Below are 22,976 nucleotides of genomic sequence, written 5' to 3' on the forward strand. Positions count from 1 at the left end.
GGTTCAGGCAGCCGCCAGCCTGCGGTCGGCCAGTTCCAGCAGGGCCTCAAGCATGCGATCGACATCCGCATTGGTCGTGCGGTGATTGACGATGGCCGCGCGCACCGCCTTCGTCCCATTGATGATGGTGGTGGAAGGGGCTGCGATCCCGCTTTCGTGCAGGTCCTTCACCACTTCCCCGTTGAAGAAATCCAGATCGTCCACGGGCGCCAGTATGCGGAAGCACACGATATTCAGCGTTACCGGGGCCAGCAGTTCCAGCCGGGGACTGGCTTCGACCCGGCGGGCCAGATGCGTGGCGATGGCACAGCAGTTGGCGATCATCCGCCCCATGCCATCCGCGCCATAGGTGCCCAGCGTCATCCATACTTTAAGCGCCCGGAACCCGCGTGACAGGTCGGGGCCAAGGTCGCAGTACCAGGGCGCATTGGTGGCAAGGCCACGATCTTCGCGTGCAAGGTAGGCGCGCGACTGCGCGAAGGCCGCCGCCTGTGCGCCGGGCCTGCGCACAAGGATACAGCCCGCGTCGTACTGAACCTGTGCCCATTTATGGAAATCGAAGGCCACGCTGTCGGCCCGCTCCAGCCCGCGCAGCATGGGCCGCAGCGTGTCCGACAGCATCGCCAGCGCACCAAACGCGCCATCCACATGGAACCAGATGTCTTCCCGCCGGGCAATATCCGCCAGCGCGTCCAGATCGTCGATCGCGCCGGTATCCACCGTGCCCGCCGTGCCGATCACCATGAACGGTTCCAGACCGGCCGCACGGTCGCGTGCGATGGCACGTTCCAGTTCTGCCAGTACCATACGGTTTTCACCATCAACCGGGATCACGCGCAGGCTGTCCGTACCCAGTCCCGTCAGGTCGAACGCGCGTGCGATGCAGCCATGTGCGGTTGCAGCCGCATATCCGACCAGTTTGCGGGTTCCGACACCTTCGGCGCGCATTTTCAGCCCGTCGGGCACGGCGCGGCTGGCGGTTATGACGGCGATCATGTTTGCCATCGAAGAACCCGTCACCAGCAGGCCGGATGTTTCAGCGGGGAAGCCGCACATTTCGGCAGCCCAGCGGATCACTTCGCGCTCCACCTCGATCGGGGCATGGTCGCGGCCACCGCAGTTGGCGTTCAGGCCCCCGACCAGCAGTTCGGACAGCATGCCGACCGCTGTGCCGCCTCCATGCACCCATCCCATGAAGCCGGGATGGACATTGCCGGTCGAATAGGGCTCCACCAGCTCGCGGAAACGGGCATACAGTTCCGTGGGCGGGGTGGGATCATGCGGCAGGCCGGTGCGTAGCTGCTGGCGCAGCGCGGGCGGCATGGGTTGCCAGACGGGGCGTTCGCGCAGCGTGGACAGGCGGTCGATCATGTCGTCCACCATCTGGTGGCCCAGGCTGCGTAATGTGTCCCAGTTGTCCGGATCCAGTCCTGTCATCTTTCTCAACCATTCATGCAGTTGTGTGCCCGTGGGCGATATATGGCGTGCCTACATACCGGGCCGCGTCGCTGCATGCGAGAGGGAGAGACCGGTTTATGCCATGCGCGGATGCATTCAGTCTTCCGCGCGTTCACCAAAACGCCGTGCAAGGGTCGCGCATACGAATAGCTGGATCTGGTGATAGACCATAAGTGGCATGACAATCAGCCCGATATCCGTGGGTGCGAACAGCACGCTTGCGATCGGCACGCCGGATGCCAGCGACTTCTTGGACCCGCAGAACAGAATGGCGATCCGGTCGCGATAGCCAAAACCGCTGAGCCGCGCCAGCAGATGGGTCAGCCCCAGGGCAACGGCCAGAATCGCCATGTCCACCAGTGCCACGCGCCCGATCTGCGCGGGCGGCAGGCGGTGCCACAGCCCCTGTGTTACGGCTTCGCTGAACGCCGTGTATACGACCACAAGAATTGAACCCCGATCTGAAAAGGAGAGCAGCTTCTTATGCCGCTGCGCCCATCCCCCGATCCATGGCTGTGCGATCTGGCCCGCGATGAAGGGAAGCAGCAGTTGCCCGACGATGGGCAGGATGTTGCCCCCGCCACCAGCGGCATGACGGCTGAACAGGATACCCACCAGAAGCGGCGCCAGAAATATGCCCAGTATGTTCGACAGCGTCGCCGAACAGATTGCCGCCGCCACATTGCCCCGTGCGATGGAGGTAAACGCGATGGAGGACTGCACCGTCGAAGGCAGGCAGCACAGGAACAGCACACCCGTCCACATCGCGCTGTCCAGCATGCCCGGCAGCAGCGCATGCAGCATCATGCCCAGCAGGGGAAACATGAAAAATGTGCATAGCAGGATGGCAAGATGGATGCGCCAGTTGGTTATCCCTTCCGCCACGGCCCGACGCGACAGACGCGCGCCCTGCAGGAAAAACATGTTCGCAATCATGCCAATGGCAAGGATATTGAACACGCTAACGCCTGCGCCCCGGCATGGCAGCACGGTGGCGAGCCCTACAGTGCCCAGCAGGCACAGCAGGAAGGAATCAAGCCTGCGCAGCATGGGCAGTCCGTTCAGTATGAAGTATCATGCGACCGAAATACCACGGCCGATTGCATCCGGAGCGTAATCACGCCAACGTGTCACGCAAATGAAGAAATTGCTCATAACCACCGTCCTCGCTGCCCTGTCCTGCATGGGGCACGCAGGGGCGACTGCCCTGCCCGATACCTGCGCCAGAGTACAGGTAGCCGCCACCCAGCCACATGGGAACAGTGTCCTTGCCGGACACGGCTATGACCTCGCACTGGCAGGCAGGCCGAACCAGACATTCCATGCAACCGATATTGCGGCCAGTGGAACGGGCATGGGTCAGCAGGCCCTGCGGGATATGGAGGATGTTGCCTCCCTCGTCCTGCTTGCCACCATGACGGGCCATCATTCCGATGGCTGTGCGCAGGATTACTTTGCGTCTGCTGCGGCCCCGATCATGGACGGGCTGCGCGCAGGTGGCAGTTATGATCTGACATGGCAGGGTGGATTGCTGACCAATGGGGACACGAAGCTGTCCTTCCGCCGTGCGCATCTGCATCTCGTGGGTGCAAAAAGCGCCAGTGCGCCTGCGACCCTGACACTGGAAACGCAGGGAATCGGCATAACAGGTTCACACAACACGCTTCTGGCCAGTGCCCTGCCGCAGCAGGCCAGCGCCAATGCTGCCGTGCCCAGCGGTTCGCTGGTGGAACTTGCCGCAGCCATTACGGGGCATCCGCCGGAAAATGTGATGGTGCCGCTGCGTGTCTCGTCCCTGTCAGCCCAGCGTGGCGCCATGCAGATCAGCGGTAATGGGGAGGCCAACCTGACCGGCCATACGGATGCATCATCCGCTACCGGTCATATACTGGTGCAGAACCTTGATGCTGTAATCGACACCCTGCGCAATGCGGGTCAGACCCGTGCCAGTGCCGCCCTTATCCTCGCCAAGCTGTTCGGTCACCATTCCGATAATGGCGGTACCTCGTGGGACGTAAGCTGGGAAGGCGGCGTCATGACCGTGAATCATATTCCGCTGCCGATTCACTAATGGATTGTTTGAAAAGAAATCTTTTATAAAAAACAGGAAACGTTCTTGGATGTTGCCTTTGTTCAGAAAGGCAACATCTTCTGAAGCTTTTTGAAAAAAGCTTCGCCAAAGATGACCTTATGATTTCTGGGTATTTCCCGACAGGCTTTGCAAACAGCCTCTAAGCGCCGTGATTTTTGAGGAAGTAAGGCGGCCCGCCCTTCCCGTAATCCGTAAGCGCGGAGGGGCCGTTATGGTCGGATGATGCCCTGCACCTGATGACCCTGTCGGGCAATCACCGTCCCCTGCCCTGACCACATGACCGGGGCATACTGGCCCCGGTCATGTGGTTATACAGATGCCTATGCCGTGACGTTTGCATCTTCCCGCGCCAGCGTGACCAATGCCCCCAATACCTTGCGGGCCTGCGTAATCCGCTGGGCATTGGTCATTTCGCGTATGATGGCCAGCTTGTGGTCGGGCCGCAGGCGGACATTGGCTTCTTTCTGCTTTGCAATCCACGTTACCAGCCCCGCCGGGTTGATAAAGGTATTGCCCCGGAACTGCACGACCATGCCCTTGGGTCCGGCTTCGACGCGCTCCACCCCGGCCTCGCGGCACATGCGCTTGAGCGTCACGACATCCAGCAGGTTGCGGACCTCATCAGGCAGCGTGCCGAAGCGATCCACCAGTTCCGCTTCCATCGCCTCGACTTCGGCATCATTGGCCAGTGCGGCAATGCGGCGATAAAGCCCGAGCCTTACCGGCAGGTCGGTGACATAGGTGTCCGGGATAAGCACCGGCAGGCCAAGGATGATGTTGGGTGTCCAGTCGCGGTCCTGCAGCTTGCGGCGTCCCTTTTCGGTGCGCAGGTCGGCTACTGCGTCTTCAAGCATCTGCTGGTAGAGTTCGATGCCCACTTCGCGGATATGGCCCGACTGCTCGTCGCCCAGCAGGTTGCCCGCACCGCGCAGGTCCAGATCGTGGGAAGCCAGCGTAAAGCCTGCGCCCAGCGTATCGAGTGTCTGCATCACCTCCAGCCGTTTCTGCGCCGCAGCGGACAGCACATGCGTCTGTGGCCACGTCAGATAGGCATAGCCACGCTGCTTGCCACGTCCCACGCGGCCCCGAAGCTGGTAAAGCTGCCCAAGGCCGAACATATCGGCACGATGGATGATAAGCGTGTTGACCGCAGGCATGTCCAGCCCGCTTTCCACGATATTGGTGGATAGCAGGATGTCGTATTTGCCGTCACTGAACTCGGTCATGACCCGTTCCAGTTCGGTGGGCGTCAGGCGGCCATGGGCCTGCACCAGACGCGCATCAGGCACGATTTCGGCCAGGCGCGCCGCCATGCGGTCCAGATCCTCGATACGCGGCACGACGCAGAAGACCTGCCCCCCACGGAAGCGCTCGCGCTGGATCGCCTCGCGGATCACCACGCTGTCGAAGGGCATGATGAAGGTACGCACCGCCAGACGGTCGGTTGGCGGGGTGGCGATCAGGCTCATTTCCCGCACGCCCGTCAGGGCAAGCTGCAGGGTGCGTGGCAGCGGCGTGGCCGACAGGGTCAGGACATGCACGTCTTCGCGCAGGGCCTTGAGCTTTTCCTTATGCGCGACGCCAAAATGCTGTTCTTCATCCACGATCAGCAGGCCGAGATCAGCGAATTTGACCGTCTTGGCCAGCAGGGCATGCGTGCCGATCACGATATTGACCGTGCCATCGGTCAGCCCCTTGCGTACGGCGGTCGCTTCCTTGGCCGTGACCATGCGCGAAAGCTGGGCGACCTTGACCGGCAGCCCGGCAAAGCGGGCGGAGAACGTGCGGTAATGCTGGCGGGCCAGCAATGTGGTCGGTACCACAACCGCCACCTGCGCGCCCGACATGGCGGCGACAAAGGCCGCGCGCAGGGCGACTTCGGTCTTGCCGAAACCCACATCACCGCATACCAGCCGGTCCATCGGCTTGCCCGATGCCATATCATCCAGCACGTCGGCTATGGCGCGGGACTGGTCTTCGGTCTCGACAAAGGGGAAACGGGCGCAGAATTCATCCCACATCCCGTCTTCGGGGGTAAGTGCCGGGGCCTCACGCAGCGCACGGGCGGCGGCGGTGCGGATCAGTTCGCCCGCCATGTCGCGGATGCGCTGCTTCATCTTGGCCTTGCGCGACTGCCACGACACGCCCCCCAGCCTGTCCAGCGCCACATGGGCCTGATCCGAGCCAAAACGGCTGAGAAGCTCGATATTTTCGACTGGCAGGAACAGTTTTTCATTGCCGTCATAGATCAGGCGCAGGCAGTCATGCGGTGCCGTGCCGACGCCGATCGTCTCAAGCCCGTCATAGCGGCCAATGCCGTAATCCTGATGGACGATCAGGTCGCCTTCGGCAATCTCCGATGCCTCGGATATGAACTGGTCAGCTTTCTTTCGGCGGCGTGGGGGGCGGGAAATCCGCTCTCCCAGCAGGTCCTGTTCGGATACGAAAGCCACGTTATCGGCCACGAACCCGCGTTCCAGCCCCAGCGTAAGCAGTCCCACAGTACCGGGGCGCAGTTTCTGTGCGTCGGCCCACGTTGCGAAAGTCTGCACCGGCAGGCGGTATTCGCGCAGGAGCACGCCAATGCGTTCACACGACCCGCGGCTCCATGCCGTGACATAGGCGCGGCGACCGGTCTGCGCCCATTCCTCCACCCGTGCATGCAGCATGGGGAAGACGTTTTCGCGCCCGTCCGTTACGGTCTTGGCGAACATCTGGCCGGGCCTGCCGCCCGCATCCATGCCGGGCGCGCCATCGGGCTGGGCGAAGGGCATGAACACGACGGCCTTCCGGCCGGTGATCATGGCGTCCCATCCCTTGCGGTCGAGATACATGAGGTGTGGCGGCAACGGGCGGTAGGGCACTTCCCCTTCCCGCGTGGGCTGCCTGCGGGCGTCGTAATGATCGGCGATCATTTCAAGGCGCGCGGCAAGCACCTCTTCCGCCTGATTGGCCAGCGAGATGGAAACGCCGGGCATGTAATCCACGACCGTTTCCATCTGTTCATGGAACAGCGGCAGCCAGTGCTCCATGCCCGCATGCCGCCGCCCTTCGGAAATATGCTGGTATAGCGGGTCGGACGCGGCAGCCGGACCGAACAGGTCGCGCCACCCGGTGCGGAAGCGCGAAATGGAGGCGGGATCGAGGCTGAAATCCGCCACGGGCCGCATGGTCAGGCTGTCGATCTTTGCGGTCGAGCGCTGGGTGCCGGGATCGAACCGGCGGATATTCTCCACCTCGTCACCAAACAGGTCCAGACGGACCGGTTCGGCTTCGCCAGCCGGGAAAATATCAAAAATGCCGCCACGTGTGGCGAACTCGCCCTGCTCCATCACCGTATCGGTGCGGTTGTAGCCATGGGCTATAAGCAGTTCCATGAGGAACGGCGCATCAAGGCTCTCGCCTGTCCTGATGGTGATGGACTGCCCCGCGAAGGCTGCGCGGGGGGCAACGCGCTGGACCAGTCCACCCACCGTGGTCAGGACGATGCGTGGGGCGGTCGCCTTTTCCAGCAGGCGGGTGAGTGTCGCCACCCGCTCCGCAATGATGGCGGGATTGGGGGAGACACGGTCATACGGCAGGCAGTCCCAGCCCGGAAAACGCAGGATTTCCGCCTTGGGCGCGACAAAGGCCAGCAGGTCCGCGATCCGGGCCATGCCAGCATCGTCACGGCAGACATGCAGCACAGGCCCGTCATGCTCATTCAGCCGACGGGCCAGCAGGAAGGCATCATACCCGTCGGGTACGCCCCACACGGGCACCGGTGCGCCGGGTGCCAGCGAGAATCCTGCCGTCTGGTTCATTTTCCGCCCCGGATCGCGGCCAGACGTTCGGGATCGGTGGCATCGGCCATGATTTCACGCATCATGGGGGTGTTCACTTCCGCCGGTACCGGGCGGCGACCGCTCAGCCAGTCGGCAAGGTCGGCGTCGGGCAGGTCCATTACGGCTTCCAGCGCGTCAAGCTGCGCATCCGTCATGGCTTCGAGCCGGGGGGCGACGAACCCGCCGATCAGCACGTCGGTTTCATGGGTACCGCGATGTGTGGCACGATAATATATCTTCCGGCGTCGTGTATCGAGACGCGAGAGATCAGGCGTTCTGGCTTCCATTGCGTTCCACCCCGTAAATGGTTGTGTTTTGTTCCGTAACGCAGGTGTCCTATAGCCGTCACGCGGGCATCTGTCAGCCCGTATGACATGTTCCGCCCCGCAGGATGAACCACCGCGTGCCTGATACCACCACCCAGTCCGCCCCTTCCCTTCTTGCCCCGCTGCTGGCTGGCGTGGAAACGCTGGGTGGCGTCAGGCCCGCCACGGCAAAGCTGCTGGCGCGGGCGGCGGGCGGCGGGCGGGTGATCGACCTGCTGTTCCATCTGCCTGAGTCAGTCGTGGACAGGCGCTACCGCCCCAACCTGCGTCAGGCGGAGATAGGGCGTATCTGCACATTGCATGTCACGATTGCGCGCGTGGTGCCGCCGTCGTCTGGCGGGGGACGGGGCAAGCGGCCATGGCGGGTGGTGGTGAGTGACGGCACCGCGGATGCCGAACTGGTGTTTTTCTCCCCCTATCAGGCCCGTGGTCTGGAGGCCGGACAGGACATATGCGTGTCGGGCACGCTGGAGCGTTTTGGCGACCGGCTGAACATGACGCATCCGGATTATCTGGTCCCTGCCGAACGGATGGGTGAGATACCGCTGCTTGACCCGGTCTGGCCGCTGACGGCCGGACTGTTCCCCCGGCAGGTGCGCAACGCGATCAGGGCCGCATTCGATATTTTTCCTGACCTGCCCGAATGGCAGGACGCCAGCGTGATGAAGCAGCGCCAGTGGCCGGGATTCGAGCAGGCCCTGCGCACGCTGCACCGGCCCTGTGACTTTCCTGACCTGCTGGAGGGCGATGCGCTGGTGGCCGCAGCCGAACGCGCCCGCGCCCGTCTTGCCTGTGATGACCTGCTGGCCCAGCAGGTTTCCATGGCGCAGGCCCGCAGGCAGAACCGCCTGCGACCGGGGCGGGCCATCGTGGCCGATGGCAGCCTGCGTGGCGTTGCCCTGTCGCGTTTCGGTCATGAACCCACGGTCGCGCAGATTCGTGCACTGGCGGAAATCGACGCCGACCTTGCGCAGCCCCGGCAGATGACGCGCCTGTTGCAGGGTGATGTCGGCGCGGGCAAGACGCTGGTGGCGCTCATGGCCATGTTGGGCGCGGTGGAAGCGGGCCATCAGGCGGCTCTCATGGCGCCCACTGAAATTCTGGCGCGTCAGCATCTGGCAACCTTTACCCGCCTCTCCCCCGTGCCCGTCGCGTTCCTGAGCGGGAGCGTGAAGGGCAAGGCCCGGCGTGAGGCACTGGCAAGGATAGCCGATGGCACGGCACGGCTGGTGATCGGCACGCACGCCCTGTTTCAGGACAGTGTGGTATTTGCTGACCTCGCGCTGGCGGTGATTGATGAACAGCACCGTTTTGGCGTGGAGCAGCGTGCCATGCTGGGGGAAAAAGGCCCCCAGACCGATGTGCTGGTCATGACCGCGACCCCCATCCCCCGCAGCCTTCTGCTAACCCAATGGGGCGACATGATGGTCAGCCGACTGGATGTGAAGCCCGCGGGGCGCAAGCCGGTCCGCACATCACTGCACACGCTGTCCGCCATGGGAGATCTGCTGGTGGGCATGGAGCGGGCCATGGCGCGGGGGGCACGTATTTTCTGGGTCTGTCCCCTGGTCAGTGAAAGTGAGACCAGCGACATTGCCGCCGCTGAGGCACGGCATGCGGCGCTGGCCGCGCATTTTGGAGCGGATAAGGTCGGTCTGGCGCATGGTCAGCAGGATATTACGGTGCGGGAACAGGCCATTGCCGATTTCGCTGCGGGCGGCACGCGCATTCTGGTGGCGACCACAGTGATTGAGGTGGGGGTGGATATCCCCGACGCGACGGTCATGATCATCGAACATGCCGAGCGTTTCGGGCTGGCCCAGCTCCATCAGTTGCGCGGGCGCGTGGGGCGTGGACATGCCGAATCGTACTGTCTGCTGCTGCATGACAATGCGCTGGGCCAGACCGCGCGGCGCAGGCTGGCGTTGTTGCGCGAAACGGATGACGGTTTCCTTATTGCTGACGAGGATTTCCGCCTGCGTGGCGGTGGTGACCTGACCGGACGGCGACAATCCGGTCTGCCTGACCTGCGTCTGGCCAGCCCGCTGCATGTCGATATGCTGCTGCGTCTTGCCGCGCAGGACGCCCGGCGTCTTGTGGATACCCCGCCCGACCGGGCGCCGCCCGCAATGCGCGCCCGGATACCTGCGGTCAGCCTGCTGCTTGACCTGTTTTCGCGCGGACAGGCTGTGCGTGCGATCCGCGCGGGGTAGCAGGGGTGTTGACCGATAATGGTGAGGGCACGCCCAGTTCCACTGCCGCCTGCGCCAGATAGAAGGTCGCGAACAGGTCGAGGGATTCCGGCCCATGTTCCATACGCGCGCGCAGAACGGCCCCTTCCCACCCAATCCAGAAATAACGTGAAAGACGGCTGCATAGTGTTTCCTGCGCGGCGGTGGGCACCGGGTTGCAGGTGGCCAGCAGGCAGTCCGTCACGCGGCGTTCCCATCCATGCAGAATCGTGCGCAGCATCACATTGAACGAATCGGGCAGGATGTCGATCTCCTGACCGAGATTGCCGATCAGGCATCCACGCCGGAAGGCGTGACGCTGCATGCCCGTCTTTGCCTCGCGCATGAAATTGAGAAGGCGCTGGAGCGGTGCTACAGCCTGATCTGTCAGCCAGCGGTCAAGTTTTTCATTGAAATAGGTGGCGTAGCTTTCGATCAGTGCGCGGCCAAAATCTTCCTTGCTGCTGAAACAGTAGTAAAATGAACCCTTTGAGATGCCAGTGGCATTCAGCACGTCATCCACGCAGGTGGCCGAGAACCCTTTTTCCGTCAGCAGCACGACCCCGGCGCGCACCAGCATTGCACGTGTGCCTTCCGGGGCACGGGCAGTCTTGGGTGGTCGACCACGACCGGGTCGGCGGGGCGATGTATCAGACATTGTTCGCTTTCTTGTAAGCGCGGAAGGCGTGGGAATGACAACCGGGCCCAATAATGTGCGTATACTGACGAAATGCAAGGATCATTGCGGGATTCCCTTTGCCTCTTTCTGCATCCGTAATTTTACCGCTCTTCCCTCACAAAAGAGTTCACAAGTGAAAATTCCTGTGCAACCCGGGGCGGGAATATGCTTTGGTGTTGTTGATGCCGATGCGATTTATGCTAGGGTCACCGCAGGACAGAGGATGTTTTCCTGAGCCAGACCGCCTAAACCACGGTGAACGGCAGCAGACCAGTCTCTATTCTGCAAACGTGCTTTCATTCGGTGGTGTCCCCCCAAGGGGGATTTCCGCCACCTAGACCTCGGGATTACGACCGTTGAGAAGTAACAGGACCGACCGCAGCTCCCGCTCCCCGCGCCGCGGCGGATTTGACGATGATTTCATGTCGTCGCCTTCATTTGGTGATCGCAGCAGCAGCGCCCCGCCGCCGCGTCGCTCCTTCGGTGGCGGAGGTGGTGGTCCCCAGATCGTCGCATCCGGCCCGGAGATCAGCGCCACTGTAAAGTGGTTCAACAGCGAAAAGGGCTTCGGCTTCGTGGAGCTGTCCGACGGATCGGGTGACGTGTTCCTGCACGCCAACGCCCTGAACCCGACCGGGCACGCCACGGTTGCGCCGGGCACGACGCTGGTGGTCCAGATTGGCCAGGGCCCCAAGGGTCGCCAGGTGGCAGCCGTCCTTTCGGTGGACGAAAGCACCGCGCAGCCGGAACGCCCCCGTGGCGGTGGCTTCGGTGCGTCGGCAGCCGGTCCCCGTGGCGGCTTCTCGCGTTCCGGTCGTCCGGCTCCCGACCTGTCGCATGCGCAGGACATGCGCGGCACGGTCAAGTGGTACAACGCCACGAAGGGCTTCGGCTTCATCACCCCGGAAAACGGCGGCAAGGACATTTTCGTTCATGCTTCCGCGCTGGAACGTTCGGGCCTGTCCAGCCTGACGGAAGGCCAGACGGCGAACGTGCAGGTTGTCGAAGGCCAGAAAGGCCCCGAAGCGGCTGCGCTGTCGGTTGACTGATTGATCCTGCTTCCCCTGCCCGGCCATCAAAGGCGGGGCGGGACAGGTGATTGAATAGAAAACAGGGTTGTTCCGATGGGGGCAGCCCTGTTTTTTATTGTACGGACCTGTATCGGCGGAAATACTACGGCGCAGGATGGTATTTCCTGCCACGAGGCATATTTTTAGCCATAAATTTCAAACGGGTTCTGGCACCGTGTTACCCGCAATTGACGGGTAAGTTTCCCCTGACATCCCATTACGTGATTTTTTAAGGGCGCAGGTAGGGTTAAGCTGTTCAGGCTAGGCTGAAGCAGGCTTTACACCAGACCTCTCAGGGAAATTGCTGGCGTAACGTCCTGATTGTGGCTGTGTTCTGCCATTCAGATTCAGACTCTATGGTAGAAAGCCGGGCTTCTGCGTTCAGATAAGGGACGTCTCCGGAACGAATGGCGATCCATCCCTGCATCCCGTTTATCCTTCAGTCCTCGCGTCCGCGATTACGCAGCAGGCGGGCCTTGTCGCGCTGCCAGTCGCGTTCGGCAATGGCGTGGCGTTTGTCCGCCTTCTTGCGGCCTTCACCCACACCCAGCGTCAGCTTGGCAAGCCCACGGCTGTTGAAGTGAATATCCAGCGGAACAAGGGTTACGCCGTCGCGCGCGACCTCTCCCAGCAGCTTGTCTACCTGCTTTTTGTGTAGCAGCAGCTTCCGGGGGGCGCGTGGCTCGAAACGTGACAGCACGCCACCCTGATATTCAGGAATATAGCTGTTGATCAGCCACAGTTCGCCATTCCGTTCACCGGCATAGGCTTCGTTAATGGTGGCGCGACCCATGCGCAGGCTTTTGACTTCCGGGCCTTTCAGCACCAGACCCGCTTCCACCGTTTCCACGATGGTGTAGTTGAAGCGGCCCTTGCGGTTCTGCGCGGCGATCCCCGTGGAAATCATGCCGCTGCCCTTGTTCCTGGCTGCCATGGGTTCAGTCCAGCAGTCCGACCGCCGAAAGTGCGGCCTTGACCTTCTCACGACCGGCATCGCTTAACGGGGCAAGCGGCAGGCGGCACGTTTCACCCATAAGCCCCAGCACGCTGGCGGCAAACTTGACCGGAACGGGGTTGCTTTCACAGAACAGGGCATCATGCAGCGGCAGCAGACGGTCCTGCAGTTCCATGGCCTCCATCACATTGCCGTCCGTCCAGCTCTGCTGAACCTGAGCGCATAATGCGGGCGCGACGTTGGCGGTAACACTGATGCAGCCATCGCCACCGGCGGCCAGGAAGGATACGGCTGTCCCGTCCTCGCCTGAAATCTGGTTGAACGGCTTGCTGACCGCACGGCGTACCAGCAGCGGGCGCAGCAGGTTGGCGGTGGAATCCTTTACCCCGATGATGTTGGGGTGCTTGGCAAGGCGGGCCATTGTCTCGACCGAAATGTCGATGACCGACCGGCCGGGAATATTATACAGGATGACCGGGATACTGATTGCGTCCGCCACGGCCATGAAGTGGCGGTACACGCCTTCCTGTGTGGGCTTGTTGTAGTAGGGCGTGACGACCAGCACGCCCGATGCGCCCGCCTGTTCGGCCTGTTTCGCCATGGCGACGGCTTCCGCCGTGCTGTTGGAACCGGCCCCGGCGATGACGGGTACGCGCCCGCCCGCGGTTTTTATGGTGAAGGCTACGACCTTCGCATGTTCCTCATGCGTCAGCGTGGGACTTTCGCCCGTGGTGCCGACCGGAACCAGCGCGGATGCGCCCTGCTGGATCTGCCAGTCGATGAAGCGGCCCATGGAGGGCAGATCCAGCGATCCGTCCTCGTTCATGGGGGTCAGAAGGGCGGTAATGGAACCCTTGAACATGGTTGTTTCCACCTGGATACTGTGTCCTGCTGTGCATGTGCCGGTGGACCCGGCGCATCGTATTCTCTGTGGCCTGCCCCGCTGGCCCGGAGCGTGTGCCCCTACTATATAGACAATGCGGCGCGCGGGGCAAAACCCGCCTGCATGCCCTTCCCCTTCAGCCGCCGCGCCGGAAGGGAGATGCCGGATAGACGCCGAGTATTTCCTGCTGTTCCGAAAAGAATGAAAGTTCGCGCAGCGCCTGCGCCAGCGGTGGGGATTCGGGGTGGCCTTCCACGTCCAGAAGGAACTGCGTGGCGGAGAACGATCCCTCCAGCATGTAGCTTTCCAGCCGGGTCATGTTCACGCCCGTCGTGGCAAAACCGCCCAGCGCCTTGTACAGCGCACCGGGCTGATTGGACACGCGGAACAGCAGCGTGGTCAGGAAATCCTCTCCGGGTGGGGGCAGGACGGCAGGTTTGCGTGATGCGATGTAAAAGCGCGTGGTGTTATGGGACGCGTCTTCCACATTGCGGCGCAGGATCTCAAGTCCATTGAGTTCTGCGGCCAGTGCGGACGCCACGGCCACATCTTCCTTGCGATTCCATTCCCGCACCATTTCGGCAGCGCCTGCCGTATCGAATTCCACCACCGGGTCCAACGCCAGTTCGGCAATGATGCCGCGCACCTGCGCCATGGCGACGGGGTGGGTATGCACACGCCGGGCATCAGCCAGCGTGCTGCCCGGTATGCCAAGCAGGCAGTGTTCCACGCGCTGGAAATGTTCCCCCACGATAAACAGCCCTGCCTGTGGCAGCAGGGCATGGATATCGGGCACGCGGCCCGCCAGGCTGTTTTCACATGCGAGCATGGCCAGTTCGGCCTTCCCGTCATGCACGGCGGCTATGGCCTGTGCGAAGGTCTGGCATGGTAGCGTGGTCCAGCCGGGTCGTGCCTGACGGCAGGCAAGATCTGAATACGCGCCGGGCCGCCCCTGAAACGCTATGATGTTTTTTGCGCTCATGCCCCTGCTCCCGACAGCACGCGGGCGCGTTCAAGGTCCGCAGGGGTGTCGACCCCGAACGGGGCGGTTTCGATCCGGGCGCAGCCGATGGTCATCCCGGCTTCCAGCGCGCGTAGCTGTTCCAGCTTTTCGCGTTTTTCCAGCGCACTTTCGGGCAGGCTGACAAAGCGGGCCAGTGCCGCGCGGCGATAGGCATAGATCCCCACATGATGCCACAGCGGACCATGGCCCCATGGGATGGGCATGCGGGAGAAATAAAGCGCGCGCGCCTTTGTCGCCTCGTCCGGGAACGCACATGCCACCTTGACCACGGATTCCGCTATTGCCTCGGCCCGATCCTGCACGGGGGCCACGAGGGTTGCGATATCGGTCGAAGGGTCATCCAGCGGGCGCAGCACGGCACGCAGGCATGCAGGCTCCACGCCCGGCAGGTCGCCCTGCAGGTTGATGATGGTGTCGTACCGCCCCGCAGGGTCCAGCTTCTGCAACGCCTGCCAGATCCGGTCGGAACCCGAAGGCAGCCCCGGATCGGTCAGAATGGCGGTGCCGCCAGCACGTTCCACGACATCGGCAATTTCACGTTCGGCCGTGGCGACGGCCACGGGGCCGACATCAGCCGCGCGGGCGCGATCGAGCACATGCACGATCATGGGCCGTCCCGCGATGTCGGCAAGCGGTTTTCCCGGCAGCCGGGTCGAGGCCATCCGGGCCGGGATCAGAACAATAGGCTTCATGGGATCTGGGTCTGGGCCATCCGTAATCTGTGGCGGTGGCAGGGGCCGACCGCAGCCCCGCATGCTTCACACGGGGCGCGCGGCAGTCTAGGTAAGGAGCGGTTTTCATGCAACCGTATGGGAAGGACATCGGATACCATGGATAGTCTAGGCCTTAACCAGATCGGGGCAGCCTGCCTCATCGCCGCCGTTGCGGTGGGGGCAAGCTGGGGCGTTGCCCATACGGCAGTGCCCGAGCCGCTACCGGCAAAATCCGGTGTGGCGATACCCCAGCCAGCCCAGGCCGCAGGCGCGTCCATTGACGATCTGGTGGCCAGGGCCAGTGTGGAAAAAGGCCGTACCATTGCCGAACATCAGTGCACGATGTGCCACAGCACAGCCCCCCATGGCCCCGCCATTATCGGGCCGGACCTGTTCGGGGTGGTCGGTACGCATGTTGGCGACATTCCGGGCTACGAATTCTCCGATGCCCTGAAGGCGCACAAGGACGAGACGTGGACCAACACCACCTTGTCCGCATGGCTCAGATCGCCTTCCGAATATGCGTCGGGCACCAAGATGTCTTTCCCCGGAATCCCGTCCGAAACCGACCGGGCGGATGTGATCGCCTACCTGCGTTCCCTGCATGAGGATGCGCCCTGATGTCCGCCCTGCCCGCCGGTTTTCCCCGGGATGCTGTGATGGAGGCGGCCATTGCCGCGGCGGATGTGGCGCGGACCGTCGTGCTGCCCTTCTTCCGCCGTGGCGTGACGGCCGACGACAAGGGTGACAGCAGCCCCGTAACCATTGCCGATCGTACGGCGGAACGTGCGATTCGGGCCGTACTGTCCGAGCGCCTGCCCGGCTTTGGCGTGATGGGGGAGGAATTCGGCCTTGAAGGGGGGGAGAGTCCCTATCGCTGGGTTATCGACCCCGTGGATGGCACGCGCGCCTTTCTGACGGGCCGCCCGACCTTTGGCACCCTGATCGCGCTGTTACATGATGGCGTGCCGGTCCTTGGCCTGATCGACCAGCCGGTTACGGGTGAACGCTGGATCGGGCTGCGCGGGGAAGCGACACGGTACATCTCCACCCTGCCCGGCAGGGCTGGCACACGCGGTTGCCCGGATGTGGCACATGCAGAACTGTCATGCACCGCGCCGGAAATTCTCGACCCGCCTCACCTGCCCGGCTTTCATGCGCTGGCCGGGGCGGTCAAGCGCACAAGCTGGGGGGGCGACTGCTATGCGTATGGCCTTCTGGCGCTGGGGCAGATCGATATTATCGCCGAATGTACCATGAAAATATGGGACTGGGCGGCGCTCGTGCCCGTGGTGGAGGGGGCTGGCGGCAGCATGACCGACTGGTCCGGCAGGCCACTGCATGCGAATGGCGACGGGACCGTGCTGGCGGTTGGCAATGCAGCCCTTGTACCCCGGATTACAGCCCTGCTGGGAAGTTCCGCAGGCGCGCTGTAGTGCTTTGTATTCACATTTTCTCTAGCGATGCCGCAGGCAATCGGATAGGGACGACCCACTTTGACCGTACTGAGCGGGAGCGTACGACATGACCAGCCATTCCAACGGCCACCTTTCCCTTCCCAAGGACAAGATCCGTATCCTGCTGCTTGAAGGCGTGCATGATAGTGCCGTCAACCTGCTGAAGGAAAACGGGTACGAAAACGTCACCCGCCTGAAAACGGCGCTGGAAGGCGAAGCCCTGCACAAGGCGCTGGAAGGCGTTCATATCGTCGGTATCCGTTCGCGTACCCAGCTTACGCGCGAAGTGATCGAGAAGGCGGATCGCCTGATCGCCATTGGCTGCTTCTGCATCGGGACCAATCAGGTGGATCTGAATGCCGCGCGTGAAGGGGGCATTCCGGTATTCAACGCACCTTACAGCAACACGCGTTCGGTCGCTGAACTGGTGATGGGCGAGATCGTGATGCTGATGCGCCGCATCTTCCCGAAATCCGAGGAATGCAACGCCGGTATCTGGAAAAAATCCGCTACCAATAGCTGGGAAGTGCGCGGCAAGACGCTGGGTATCGTGGGCTATGGCTCCATCGGGTCACAGCTTTCCGTTCTGGCCGAAGCCTTCGGTATGCGCGTGTTCTATTACGACGTGATCGACAAACTGGTGCATGGTAACGCAACGCCGGTCGATACGCTCGAAACCCTGCTGGGGCAGAGCGACGTGGTCAGCCTGCACGTGCCCCAGACGCCGGAGACGGCGGGCATGATCGGTGAAGCGCAGATCCGGGCGATGAAGAAGGGCTCCTTCCTCATCAACAACGCGCGTGGCAACGTGGTGGACCTTGATGCGCTGGCGGCGGCGCTGAAGGACGGCCATCTGCTGGGCGCCGCGATCGATGTGTTCCCCAAGGAGCCGAAGGCGGCGGGTGAGGAATTCCAGACCCCGCTGCGTGGTCTGGATAACGTGATCCTGACACCGCATATCGGTGGCTCCACGGCGGAAGCGCAGGAGCGCATCGGCGTGGAAGTGGCGCGCAAGCTGGTTGATTATTCCGACATCGGCTCAACGCTGGGGGCCGTGAATTTTCCTACCGTGCAGTTGCCCGAAAACCCGCACGGCACCCGATTCATGCATGTGCACCAGAACGTGCCCGGCATCATGCTGCAGATTAACGAAATCTTCTCCTCGGAAGCCTGCAACGTGACGGCGCAGTACCTGCAGACTGCGGGTGAACTGGGCTACGTCGTGGTCGAGGCCGATACCGGCCGTAACGTGGAAAAGGATAACCGCATCCTTGACCGTCTGCGTGCGCTCAAGGGCACGCTGCGGGCCCGCCTGCTTTACAAGCAGGTATAAGGGACAGGTTTTCCTGTTCTGGATATCAGGGGGCATGCCATCACCGGCATGTCCCCTTTTTTATGTCCGCATCAAACCCGCAGGTTGCGGATGGGCGGACTATCGTATGATTTTTCCGGACCCGGTCATCGCATCGCCGGACTGGATAAGGGAGCGGCCAGTTGTTCCGCTGGGGTGGCATTGCATGTCTCTTCGCGCTGTATGGATTGCGCAGAACGGGTGACTGCCGCCGGTTGGAAGCGTGGATATTCCCGGCCCTTCATGCTAATCGTGCCGGTGGCGTGACGCCTTTCCGGGTGCGCCATGACTGGCGTGCCATCCGTGCAGGCTGAAAACGGATTATTGATCAGGGTTCTCGAGTGCGCGGTTATATGGTCCTTCACGGGGGCAGCCTGTGATCTGGGGTGATTTTCAGGCGGTAATCCAGCTTTCTGCCGGGTTGAATGTAGCTATTCTCAGCTTTGTCGATATCAGCCTGCCCGCCATCAAGGAACGCAGGCGCGTCTTTGCCAAGGCAAGGCAGGAACTCGAACTGCACCGTAGCGGGAGCGATCACCAGCACCCGGACGATGCGGAAGCCTATACTGCCGCAGTGCAGGAAATGGATCGCAAACTGTTCCTGTTATGGCAGGAATCATCCGCTTTCATCCGGGAAGAGGAATCCCTTATCCGCTCTACCGGGGTGCTGGGGGTATTTGGTGCGGTATTGAGCCTCGGGCTGCTGTGGTACTCGGCTGAACATTACGGCGGGATCATCTCGCTTATGGGGCGGGTGCTGATCATCCTGTCCTTCTGTTCCCTGCTTGGCGCCTTTCTGATCAATTTCATGACCGCATCACAGGCCGGGGTCTTTACCCGCAAGTGCAACAGCATCCGTGAGGAAATGCACCACCGGCTGTAGCCACGCGCCGATTGTTATGCGGGCGCGCGATGGGTCTGCTTTCGCATGCGCCACAGGATGCGCGTACCGTGCAGGGTAAACACGCTGACCAGCCCGATCCCGACCCCGCACCACAATCCGGCGGGACCCATGCCATGGTGGAAAGCAAGCGATACGCCGCTGGGAAAGCCGATGCCCCAGTAGCCGATAATGGCCAGTATCATCGGAATGGCAGTATCGCCCTGCCCGCGCAGGATGCCGGTTGCGACGACCTGCACTGCATCGGGGATCTGGAAGGCCGCACCAACCAGCAATAGCGTCAGGGCCATCTGCACAGCCTCCGCATTGCCCGGCTGCGTCATGTCCAGATAGCAGCCGATGATGGGGTATCGTCCTGCTGCCAGGGCGACAGTCGCCAGGCTGGCTGTCACAATGCCCAGTATCATCCCGGCCCATGCCGTACGGCGGACCATGGTGGGGTCACCCCGCCCCGTCCAGTAACCGATACGGATATTGCATGCCTGTCCCAGCGCCAGATAAAGCACGAAGAACTGCATCCCGATCCCCAGCATGATCTGGAAGGCCGCCAGTGCACTGTTGCCAAGCCGGGCGGCTTCAAGGCTGTTGGCCTGGAACAGCGTGACCTCCGCCATGGCGGCTGCAAGCATCGGCAGGCCCGTGCGAAGCAGCGAGAGCGTATGTCCCCATTCATGCATGCGCGGACGCAGGGCCGCGCGCAGTTCGGGCCTGCGCATCATGAAGGCCAGCATGATGACTGGCATGCACCACAGCGTGATGACCGTGGCGATGGCGGACCCATGCAACCCCAGCGCGGGCAGGCCGAACCAGCCATGGATGAGGGTCGCATTGAACAGGCCGTTGATGACGGTGATGCACGGCGTCACCCGCATGAGGATGCCCTGTGCCCCCATGACGGGCAGCGCCGTTGTCAGGATGCCCTGTCCCAGCAGCGCGGGCGGCACCGCCCACATCAGGATACGGACGAAATCGGCCACTGGCGCGCGGATGGCCTGCGGTTCGTTCATCCATGCCAGCAGGGTATCGACATGGGCCAGACAGAACAGTTCAGGCACACACAGGACCACGGCCACCAGCAGCATGGATGTGATAATGGTGCCAAGGACGGCATGATCCTGACGTCCGCGCGCCTGTGCCAGCAATATGCCGCCTGCTTCGATCACGGCGGCCAGAATGGCGGTCAGCGTGAAAAATGTGCCCGTGGCAAGGCCGCCGATCGCCAGCGCGCTGGCCCCAAGGCTGCCCAGCAGCACATCATCGGTCAGGCCCATCAGCATCTGGGCGAACTGCGAAAGACCCATCGGGCCCGCAATGGCGAGAATGGACCGGAATTCAGTCCGGAACGGTTTGATTGGACGCGTCATGAAACCCTGTAGTCAGCCATGGCCCGGCATGGAGCCATGGCAATGCGCCTTATGCCAGTGCTGCGCAGGTGCGTCGTGCGGTGTATACTACTTCGTGGCACAGGGCCAGCATGCCCGGTCGGATGTAATGTCGCTGTCCTGACCTCGACGGCGGATGGATATGGCGCTTACAAAGGGACGCTATGACATCATGCTGGCCTGTGGCCCCCCTTGGCGCGCTTGTGGACTGTCTTGATGCCCGGCGCGTGCCCCTTAATCGGGCCCAGCGCGCGCAGCGGTCCGGGGTGGTGCCCTATCACGGTGCAAGTGGGATAACCGGATATGTGGATCAGGCCCTGTTTGACGGGGCGCTGGTACTGCTGGGCGAAGATGGTGCGCCCTTTCTTGACCCCAGCCGGGATGTCGCATTTTTTCATGAGGGACCGCTATGGGCAGGCAATCACGTCCATGTGCTGCGCCCCAGGGCGGGGATGGACGGACGCTTTCTGGCCCATGCGCTCAATACGGTATGCTACGCCGCCCATGTGGACGGTACGACGCGCCGCAAGCTGGTGCGGGCGCGGATGAACTCCCTCCCCGTGCCCTGTCCTCCGCTGTATCGGCAGAAGGCGATTGCAGTGATGCTGGATCATGCGATGCAACGGATCGACGACCAGATGGCTGAACTGGCCCGGCAGGCTGCGCTTGCGGGGGAATGGATCAGGGCGGAAATCCAGCATGCCATTGGTTATGATAGCGGTGCATGGCCTCCCTCCGTGCCGCCGGGTCATGTCATACGTCCCCTTGCCGCCCTGTTTAACATAACAGGCGGCGGTACACCCGCGACCACCCGGCCAGAGAACTGGGGGGGCGATGTGACATGGATAACCCCTGCGGACCTGCCCGATGGTCCGCCTGCATGGATTACCGGCGGTGCGCGCAGCCTGTCCGCCATCGGGCTTGAAGCCTGCCGTGCGGCTGTGGTTCCGGCGGGTGCGCTGGTTGTGTCCACCCGTGCGCCGGTGGGGCGGGTAGGTATTGGACGGGGACCGCTTTCGGTCAGTCAGGGCTGCAAGGCGCTGGTGCGCCGGACGGAAGATGTAGACCGATGTTATGCGGCCCTGTTTCTTCACGTCGCCGGGTCCGAGTTGCGGCGGCGTGCAGGGGGCAGCGTATTTGCGGAACTCGATACCGCTACCCTCGCATCGCTGGAATTATGCCTGCCGCCCCTGCCCACACAGCGAGAAATTGCACAAACGGTATGGAGGAAGCAGGATCGGCACGCCAGTCAGGTCAGGGCACGCGAGCGTGTCGCAGCCCATTTGGGGGAATATCGCGTGGCGTTACGGGTTGCGGCGGTCAACGGGCAACTGACCTGCTGAACATTCATGCAGACGCGATGGTGCAGGCGGCGTTCATATCGCGTGCGAACAGGGAGGGTAATCCCGCCATAGCCCCGCATACGCGGTCTATACACCCTCTTTACCTTCTTCTGCCATGAGGGGCGCAGGGCACAGGACTATACAGGCCTTCATGCCGTATCGCCGCGTGTAGTTTATATTTATTCCGACAGAGCATCAACATAAACAGGACAGAACAGCCATATGGAAGATAACCGGAGCCGGACCCAGTATATCGGGACCTTTATATTTGTATGTGCAGTCCTGTCGTTTTCCGCGTGGATTGAACAGTCATTCCTGTTTGCGTTCGTATGGGGTGGCATCCTGACGATCACAACCTACCCGTTATACCGCAGGCTGATCGAACGCGGCATGGGCAATGGTCTGGCCGCAGGTCTGATTGCTGGTGGCATTTTTGCGCTGCTGGCCGTGCCGATGATCGCCATGGCTGTACGGGCGGGGCTGGAAATACCTTCCCTTATGGCATGGGGACGCGACGCACTGCATGATGGCATTCCCGTCTCGCCGCAGGTGGCGGAAATACCGCGTTTCGGCCCCCGACTGTCAGCGCTGTGGCAGCATTACCTGTCCGATCCCGATGAACTGCGACACTGGACCAGCGTGGCCTCGCGCATGTTTGCGTCGGGCGACGGACGGCAGCTTCCGCATCGTGTGATGGAAATGACCGAAACATTCGTCATCGCCACCCTGTCCGTCTATTTCTATCTGGCTGCGTCCCATACGCTGATCGCTGATATCCGTGCCGTTGGCCGCCGTTTTCTGGGCGGACGGGCGCGCGATGTCATCCGCAATACGGTGGGCGCCGTGCGTGGCACTGTAGCTGGACTGGTTCTGGTCGGGCTGGGTCAGGGCGTGCTGGTGGGGATCGGGTATTTCATTGCCGGAACCCCGCACCCTGCCCTGCTTACGCTGCTGACTGCCGTTGTCAGTATCATTCCGTTCTGCGGGCCGATCCTGCTGTGCGCGACTACGCTCATGACTTTTGCCACGAACGGGGTGACGCAGGCGATCATTGTGGGCGTCATCGGCACGATTGCCTATGGCGCGGGGGATCATTTCGTCCGGCCCAAGCTGATCAGCGGCAGCACCAGCATTCCGTTTCTTGCGGTGCTGACGGCCATTCTTGGCGGGCTGCATGTCTTCGGTCTGCTGGGTCTGTTCATTGGGCCTGCCGTCATCGCGGTTGCCCTGTCGTTGTGGCGCACGGCGGCGGCGGAAGAGCGTGCAGGCCAGGCTGGCTGAGACAGA

19 protein-coding genes are annotated in these 22,976 nt (G+C 62.4%); 9 read left to right on the forward strand and 10 right to left on the reverse strand.

What is annotated here, in order from left to right:
• Nucleotides 1-3: 3 nt before the first annotated feature.
• Nucleotides 4-1,437 carry an aspartate aminotransferase family protein gene (locus ACBR42_RS12135; RefSeq protein WP_371208177.1) on the reverse strand — a complete coding sequence of 478 codons (1,434 nt, stop codon included), beginning with the start codon at nt 1,435-1,437 and terminating at the stop codon, nt 4-6.
• A gap of 117 nt (nt 1,438-1,554) precedes the next feature.
• Entirely contained in the window at nt 1,555-2,508 is a 954-nt protein-coding gene (locus ACBR42_RS12140; RefSeq protein WP_371208178.1) for a bile acid:sodium symporter family protein, read from the reverse strand.
• An 88-nt stretch (nt 2,509-2,596) separates the two neighbouring features.
• On the opposite strand from ACBR42_RS12140, the gene ACBR42_RS12145 reads away from it, so the two are divergent.
• Nucleotides 2,597-3,529: a hypothetical protein gene (locus ACBR42_RS12145; protein ID WP_110547638.1), complete on the forward strand. Its 933-nt coding sequence runs from the start codon at nt 2,597-2,599 to the stop codon at nt 3,527-3,529.
• Between the two features lie 341 nt (nt 3,530-3,870).
• On the opposite strand, the gene mfd is transcribed toward ACBR42_RS12145, so the two are convergent.
• Both mfd and ACBR42_RS12155 read right to left on the reverse strand, forming a co-directional pair.
• Nucleotides 3,871-7,353 (reverse strand): transcription-repair coupling factor, encoded by a 3,483-nt coding sequence (gene mfd / locus ACBR42_RS12150; RefSeq protein WP_371208179.1) that lies wholly within the window; start codon nt 7,351-7,353, stop codon nt 3,871-3,873.
• Nucleotides 7,350-7,661: a succinate dehydrogenase assembly factor 2 gene (locus ACBR42_RS12155; protein ID WP_102323600.1), complete on the reverse strand. Its 312-nt coding sequence runs from the start codon at nt 7,659-7,661 to the stop codon at nt 7,350-7,352. The genes mfd and ACBR42_RS12155 overlap by 4 nt, the downstream gene beginning before the upstream one ends.
• A gap of 104 nt (nt 7,662-7,765) precedes the next feature.
• Here ACBR42_RS12155 and recG point away from each other — a divergent pair, with 104 nt between their 5' ends.
• A complete protein-coding gene (recG, locus tag ACBR42_RS12160) occupies nt 7,766-9,913 on the forward strand; it encodes an ATP-dependent DNA helicase RecG (protein ID WP_371208180.1) in 2,148 nt (715 codons plus the stop codon).
• On the opposite strand, the gene ACBR42_RS12165 is transcribed toward recG, so the two are convergent.
• Entirely contained in the window at nt 9,852-10,589 is a 738-nt protein-coding gene (locus ACBR42_RS12165; RefSeq protein WP_371208181.1) for a TetR family transcriptional regulator C-terminal domain-containing protein, read from the reverse strand. The two genes, recG and ACBR42_RS12165, sit on opposite strands and share 62 nt — an antisense overlap.
• Before the next feature lie 377 nt (nt 10,590-10,966).
• Here ACBR42_RS12165 and ACBR42_RS12170 point away from each other — a divergent pair, with 377 nt between their 5' ends.
• Nucleotides 10,967-11,659: a cold-shock protein gene (locus ACBR42_RS12170; RefSeq protein WP_102323603.1), complete on the forward strand. Its 693-nt coding sequence runs from the start codon at nt 10,967-10,969 to the stop codon at nt 11,657-11,659.
• A 460-nt stretch (nt 11,660-12,119) separates the two neighbouring features.
• Here ACBR42_RS12170 and smpB read toward each other — a convergent pair whose 3' ends face one another.
• From smpB to ACBR42_RS12190, 4 genes are all read right to left on the reverse strand, one after another.
• Entirely contained in the window at nt 12,120-12,614 is a 495-nt protein-coding gene (gene smpB, locus ACBR42_RS12175; RefSeq protein ID WP_102323604.1) for an SsrA-binding protein SmpB, read from the reverse strand.
• 4 nt (nt 12,615-12,618) lie between these two features.
• On the reverse strand, nt 12,619-13,497 hold the full coding sequence (gene dapA, locus ACBR42_RS12180; protein WP_371208182.1) for a 4-hydroxy-tetrahydrodipicolinate synthase: 879 nt from the start codon (nt 13,495-13,497) through the stop codon (nt 12,619-12,621).
• Nucleotides 13,498-13,654: 157 nt separating this feature from the next.
• Nucleotides 13,655-14,500 (reverse strand): prephenate dehydratase, encoded by an 846-nt coding sequence (locus ACBR42_RS12185; protein WP_110547643.1) that lies wholly within the window; start codon nt 14,498-14,500, stop codon nt 13,655-13,657.
• The gene (locus tag ACBR42_RS12190) at nt 14,497-15,234 is read right to left on the reverse strand and encodes a 3-deoxy-manno-octulosonate cytidylyltransferase (RefSeq protein WP_102323607.1); all 738 of its coding nucleotides are present in this window, start codon (nt 15,232-15,234) and stop codon (nt 14,497-14,499) included. Before ACBR42_RS12190 ends, ACBR42_RS12185 begins: the two co-directional genes overlap by 4 nt.
• A gap of 138 nt (nt 15,235-15,372) precedes the next feature.
• Between ACBR42_RS12190 and ACBR42_RS12195 the strand changes: the two genes are divergently transcribed.
• The 4 genes from ACBR42_RS12195 (at nt 15,373) to ACBR42_RS12210 (ending at nt 18,946) form a co-directional block, all read left to right on the forward strand.
• Entirely contained in the window at nt 15,373-15,876 is a 504-nt protein-coding gene (locus ACBR42_RS12195; protein ID WP_102324199.1) for a cytochrome c family protein, read from the forward strand.
• A complete protein-coding gene (locus tag ACBR42_RS12200; RefSeq protein WP_102323608.1) occupies nt 15,876-16,691 on the forward strand; it encodes an inositol monophosphatase family protein in 816 nt (271 codons plus the stop codon). The genes ACBR42_RS12195 and ACBR42_RS12200 overlap by 1 nt, the downstream gene beginning before the upstream one ends.
• An 88-nt stretch (nt 16,692-16,779) precedes the next feature.
• Nucleotides 16,780-18,045: a phosphoglycerate dehydrogenase gene (serA, locus tag ACBR42_RS12205; protein ID WP_371208183.1), complete on the forward strand. Its 1,266-nt coding sequence runs from the start codon at nt 16,780-16,782 to the stop codon at nt 18,043-18,045.
• Between the two features lie 394 nt (nt 18,046-18,439).
• Nucleotides 18,440-18,946, forward strand: coding sequence for a hypothetical protein (locus tag ACBR42_RS12210; protein ID WP_102323610.1), 507 nt, complete (start codon nt 18,440-18,442; stop codon nt 18,944-18,946).
• 14 nt (nt 18,947-18,960) lie between these two features.
• On the opposite strand, the gene ACBR42_RS12215 is transcribed toward ACBR42_RS12210, so the two are convergent.
• On the reverse strand, nt 18,961-20,328 hold the full coding sequence (locus ACBR42_RS12215; RefSeq protein WP_371208184.1) for an MATE family efflux transporter: 1,368 nt from the start codon (nt 20,326-20,328) through the stop codon (nt 18,961-18,963).
• A 182-nt stretch (nt 20,329-20,510) separates the two neighbouring features.
• On the opposite strand from ACBR42_RS12215, the gene ACBR42_RS12220 reads away from it, so the two are divergent.
• Entirely contained in the window at nt 20,511-21,689 is a 1,179-nt protein-coding gene (locus ACBR42_RS12220) for a restriction endonuclease subunit S (RefSeq protein ID WP_371208185.1), read from the forward strand.
• A 222-nt stretch (nt 21,690-21,911) separates the two neighbouring features.
• Entirely contained in the window at nt 21,912-22,970 is a 1,059-nt protein-coding gene (locus ACBR42_RS12225) for an AI-2E family transporter (protein WP_282758952.1), read from the forward strand.
• Nucleotides 22,971-22,976: the final 6 nt, after the last annotated feature.

The sequence above is a fragment of the Komagataeibacter sp. SM21 genome (genome assembly GCF_041402665.1).
GTDB classification, from domain to species: domain Bacteria; phylum Pseudomonadota; class Alphaproteobacteria; order Acetobacterales; family Acetobacteraceae; genus Komagataeibacter; species Komagataeibacter saccharivorans.

Excerpts from the sequence above, each read along its gene's own strand:
- ACBR42_RS12135 (WP_371208177.1), bottom strand. The coding sequence starts at position 1,437 with ATGACAGGACTGGATCCGGACAACTGGGACACATTACGCAGCCTGGGC.
- ACBR42_RS12140 (WP_371208178.1), bottom strand. The coding sequence starts at position 2,508 with ATGCTGCGCAGGCTTGATTCCTTCCTGCTGTGCCTGCTGGGCACTGTA.
- ACBR42_RS12145 (WP_110547638.1), top strand. The coding sequence starts at position 2,597 with ATGAAGAAATTGCTCATAACCACCGTCCTCGCTGCCCTGTCCTGCATG.
- mfd (WP_371208179.1), bottom strand. The coding sequence starts at position 7,353 with ATGAACCAGACGGCAGGATTCTCGCTGGCACCCGGCGCACCGGTGCCC.
- ACBR42_RS12155 (WP_102323600.1), bottom strand. The coding sequence starts at position 7,661 with ATGGAAGCCAGAACGCCTGATCTCTCGCGTCTCGATACACGACGCCGG.
- recG (WP_371208180.1), top strand. The coding sequence starts at position 7,766 with ATGAACCACCGCGTGCCTGATACCACCACCCAGTCCGCCCCTTCCCTT.
- ACBR42_RS12165 (WP_371208181.1), bottom strand. The coding sequence starts at position 10,589 with ATGTCTGATACATCGCCCCGCCGACCCGGTCGTGGTCGACCACCCAAG.
- smpB (WP_102323604.1), bottom strand. The coding sequence starts at position 12,614 with ATGGCAGCCAGGAACAAGGGCAGCGGCATGATTTCCACGGGGATCGCC.
- dapA (WP_371208182.1), bottom strand. The coding sequence starts at position 13,497 with ATGTTCAAGGGTTCCATTACCGCCCTTCTGACCCCCATGAACGAGGAC.
- ACBR42_RS12185 (WP_110547643.1), bottom strand. The coding sequence starts at position 14,500 with ATGAGCGCAAAAAACATCATAGCGTTTCAGGGGCGGCCCGGCGCGTAT.
- ACBR42_RS12190 (WP_102323607.1), bottom strand. The coding sequence starts at position 15,234 with ATGAAGCCTATTGTTCTGATCCCGGCCCGGATGGCCTCGACCCGGCTG.
- ACBR42_RS12195 (WP_102324199.1), top strand. The coding sequence starts at position 15,373 with ATGGATAGTCTAGGCCTTAACCAGATCGGGGCAGCCTGCCTCATCGCC.
- ACBR42_RS12200 (WP_102323608.1), top strand. The coding sequence starts at position 15,876 with ATGTCCGCCCTGCCCGCCGGTTTTCCCCGGGATGCTGTGATGGAGGCG.
- serA (WP_371208183.1), top strand. The coding sequence starts at position 16,780 with ATGACCAGCCATTCCAACGGCCACCTTTCCCTTCCCAAGGACAAGATC.
- ACBR42_RS12215 (WP_371208184.1), bottom strand. The coding sequence starts at position 20,328 with ATGACGCGTCCAATCAAACCGTTCCGGACTGAATTCCGGTCCATTCTC.
- ACBR42_RS12220 (WP_371208185.1), top strand. The coding sequence starts at position 20,511 with ATGACATCATGCTGGCCTGTGGCCCCCCTTGGCGCGCTTGTGGACTGT.
- ACBR42_RS12225 (WP_282758952.1), top strand. The coding sequence starts at position 21,912 with ATGGAAGATAACCGGAGCCGGACCCAGTATATCGGGACCTTTATATTT.